The sequence below is a fragment of the Mycobacterium sp. E1715 genome, from assembly GCF_001667625.1.
Taxonomy (GTDB): Bacteria; Actinomycetota; Actinomycetes; order Mycobacteriales; family Mycobacteriaceae; genus Mycobacterium.
On sequence record NZ_LZJJ01000225.1, the window covers coordinates 1 to 3479 of the forward strand.

At 70.6% G+C, this 3479-nt stretch carries 2 protein-coding genes; one reads left to right on the forward strand and one right to left on the reverse strand.

Features of this window, described 5'->3' with window-relative positions:
- A partial coding sequence (locus tag A9X03_RS12205; RefSeq protein ID WP_068261246.1) for an error-prone DNA polymerase occupies positions 1-2406 on the reverse strand: 2406 nt, incomplete at its 3' end.
- A gap of 164 nt (positions 2407-2570) precedes the next feature.
- Between A9X03_RS12205 and A9X03_RS12210 the strand changes: the two genes are divergently transcribed.
- Positions 2571-3479 (forward strand): wax ester/triacylglycerol synthase domain-containing protein (locus tag A9X03_RS12210; RefSeq protein ID WP_068261243.1); only part of this gene is annotated, 909 nt, incomplete at its 3' end.

The window sequence follows — 3479 nt, forward strand, 5'->3', positions numbered from 1 at the left end:
CGACGAATAGAACACCAGCGACGCGAAGGACAGCGCGTGGCTTTCCGGGAAGCCGAAATTGGCGAACGCCTCCAGCTTTTCGTAGGTCCGGTCGATCACCTCGTCGGGCGCGCCGTGCAGCGCACGCATGCCCTCGTAGAACCGGCCGCGCAGCCGGCGCATGCGCTCGGTCGAGCGCTTGGAGCCCATCGCTCGGCGCAACTGGTCGGCCTCGGCGGCGGAGAAGCCGGCGCAGTCGACCGCCAGCTGCATCAGCTGCTCCTGAAACAGCGGCACCCCCAGCGTCTTTCGCAGGGCGGGCTCCATCGACGGGTGGTCGTAGACCACCGGGTCCAGCCCGTTGCGCCGCCGGATGTAGGGGTGCACCGAGCCGCCCTGGATGGGCCCGGGGCGGATCAGCGCGACCTCCACCACCAGGTCGTAGAAGATCCGCGGCTTGAGCCTGGGCAACGTGGCCATCTGCGCGCGTGACTCCACCTGGAACACGCCGACGGAATCGGCGCGGGCCAGCATCTCGTACACCGCCGGCTCGGAGAGGTCGAGCCGGGCCAGGTCCACCTCGATGCCCTTGTGCTCGGCCACCAGGTCGATGGCGTAGTGCAGCGCCGAGAGCATGCCCAGCCCGAGCAGGTCGAACTTCACCAAACCGATTGCCGCGCAGTCGTCCTTGTCCCACTGCAACACGCTGCGGTTCTCCATGCGTGCCCACTCCACCGGGCAGACGTCGGCGATCGGGCGGTCGCAGATCACCATGCCACCGGAGTGAATGCCCATGTGCCGCGGCAGGTTCCGGATCTGGTTGGCCAGGTCGACCACCTGCTCGGGGATGCCCTCGACGTCGGGCGAATCGGCGAGCCCGTTCCAGTGGCTGATCTGCTTGCTCCACGCGTCCTGCTGACCCTGGGAGAAGCCCAGCGCGCGGGCCATGTCGCGCACCGCGATCCGGCCCCGGTAGGTGATGACGTTGGCGACCTGAGCGGCGTAGTCGCGGCCGTATTTGTCGTAGACGTACTGAATGACCTTCTCGCGCTGGTCGGACTCGATGTCCATGTCGATGTCGGGTGGCCCGTCGCGGGCGGGCGACAAAAACCGCTCGAACAGCAGCTCGTTGGCCACCGGGTCCACCGCGGTGACACCGAGGGCATAACAGACCGCGGAGTTGGCTGCCGATCCCCTGCCCTGACACAGGATGTTGTTCTCCCGGCAGAACCGGGCGATGTCGTGCACCACCAGGAAGTAGCCCGGAAAAGTGAGCCGCTCAATGACTTTCAGCTCATGCTCGATTTGCGCGTACGCGCGCGGCGCGGTGTCGGCCGGCCCGTAGCGGTCGCGTGCCCCCGCCATGGTCAGCTGCCGCAGCCAGCTGTCCTCGGTGTGCCCGGCGGGCACGTCGAAGGGCGGCAGCTGCGGGGCGATCAGCGCCAGCCCGAACGCGCATTGCTCGCCGAGCTCGGCGGCGGCGGTCACCGCGTCGGGCCGCTGCCCGAACAGCCGGGCCATCTCCTCGCCGGACCGCAGGTGCGAACCGCCCAGCGGGGCCAGCCATCCGGCGGCGGCGTCCAGGGACTGCCGCGCCCGGATGGCGCCCATGGCCATGGCCAACCGGCGCCGCGGCGGACCCGCGAAATGCGCGCCGGTGGTGGCGACGACGCCGACGCCGAAGCGGGGCGCCAGCCCGGCCAGCACCGCGTTGCGCTCGTCGTCGAGCGGGTGGCCGTGGTGGGTCAGCTCGATGCTGACCCGGTCCGCACCGAACCGGTCCACCAGGTCGGCCAGCGCCCGCTCCGCGGCCTCCGGCCCTTGTGACAACGCTTGGCGGACATGGCCTTTGCGGCATCCGGTCAGGATGTGCCAGTGCCCCCCTGCGGCCTCGGTCAGCGCGTCGAAGTCGTAGCGCGGCTTGCCCTTCTCCCCGCCGGCCAGGTGCGCCGCGGCCAGCTGCCGCGACAGCCGCCGGTAACCTTCCGGGCCGCGGGCCAGCACCAGCAGGTGCGGGCCCGGCGGATCCGGCGTCTCGGTGCGCGCGCCCGGCCCCAGCGACAGTTCGGCGCCGAACACGGTGCGCAGCTCGAGCTCGGCGGCCGCCTCGGCAAACCGCACCGCCCCGTACAGCCCGTCGTGGTCGGTGAGCGCCAGCGCGCGCAGCCCCAGCCGGGAAGCCTCCTCGACCAGCTCCTCCGGCGTGCTGGCACCGTCGAGGAAGCTGAACGCCGAATGCGCGTGCAGCTCGGCATAGGGGACGGACGAGCGAGCCGCCCGGGCGCCGGCCGGCGGCCGGTACGTTCCGCGCTTGGGCGAGAGGGGGGCGTCCTCCCCGGGCACCACCGGCACGCCGGCATGGCGCGGTTTGCTGTCGAGCACCCGCTCCATTTCCGCCCAGCTCGGCGGGCCATTAAACCAGCCCACACCTGAAAGCATATCGAAAGTTTGTTCGAATTACCTCCGGTGCAGGACAACCGTTGTTAAACCGATCTTCAACTCCTAAACACGCTCTTAACGCCGCGGGCCTACCGCGGGCAACAAGGACCGACAGACACTGGTATCAGGGCGAAAATGAGGCGGGGGCGAGCATGGCGCAGGTGAGGGCACTGGATACGGCTTTCCTGAAGACCCACCACCCCGACCAGCACGCCGGCCTGGCGATCGGCGCGGTGGCCATCGTCGACGGCGCACCCGACCATCAGCGCCTCCAAGCCCTTCTGGCGGAACGCATTCGATCGATTCCCCGCTGCACGCAGGTGCTGCGGCCGCACCCGACGCACCCGGGCTGGGTCGACTGCCGGGACTTCGACCTCGCCCAGCACGTGCGCCGGGTGGCGATCAACCGACCGGGTGACGACACCGAGCTGTCCCGGGCCATCGCCCACGCCCTCGAACGGCCGCTGAGCCCGGACCGCCCACAGTGGGAGTGCTGGGTGATCGAGGGCCTCAAGGGCAACCGATGGGCGATCCTGATGAAAGCCCATCCCCGGCTGCTGGACGGCAAGTCGCCCGCACACCTGCTCACCAGGCTTTGCGACGACGCCGACGAGAGCGCCTTCGCCAATGCCCCTGCGGCCGAACGGGTTTCGCAACCGCCGGTGCGGCGAACCGGCTGGGCCGATGCGCTGTGGCGGGCATCCTGGACCGCGACCGGCGCCGTCGTCGGCGCGCTCTGGCCCGCGCTGCAGTCGCCCGATCGCGCCGCAACGCCCCGGCGCTACGCCACGGTGCGGGTCCCGATCGCCGACGTCGACCGCGTCTGCCGCAGGTTCGGGGTGACCGTCAACGACGTCGCGCTGGCCGCCGCCACCGAGGGCTTCCGGACAGTCCTGCTCGGCCGCGGTGAGGAGCCACGGGCCGACTCGCTGCCCGCCCTGGCGCCGACGCCGGTCCGGTCGCCGTACCTGCCGGTCGAGGACGACGACCCGGTCCAGCGCTTGCGCACCGTGCAGACCCGATGGAACGAAAAGGCAGCGGATACAACCCAATCCGGCGGC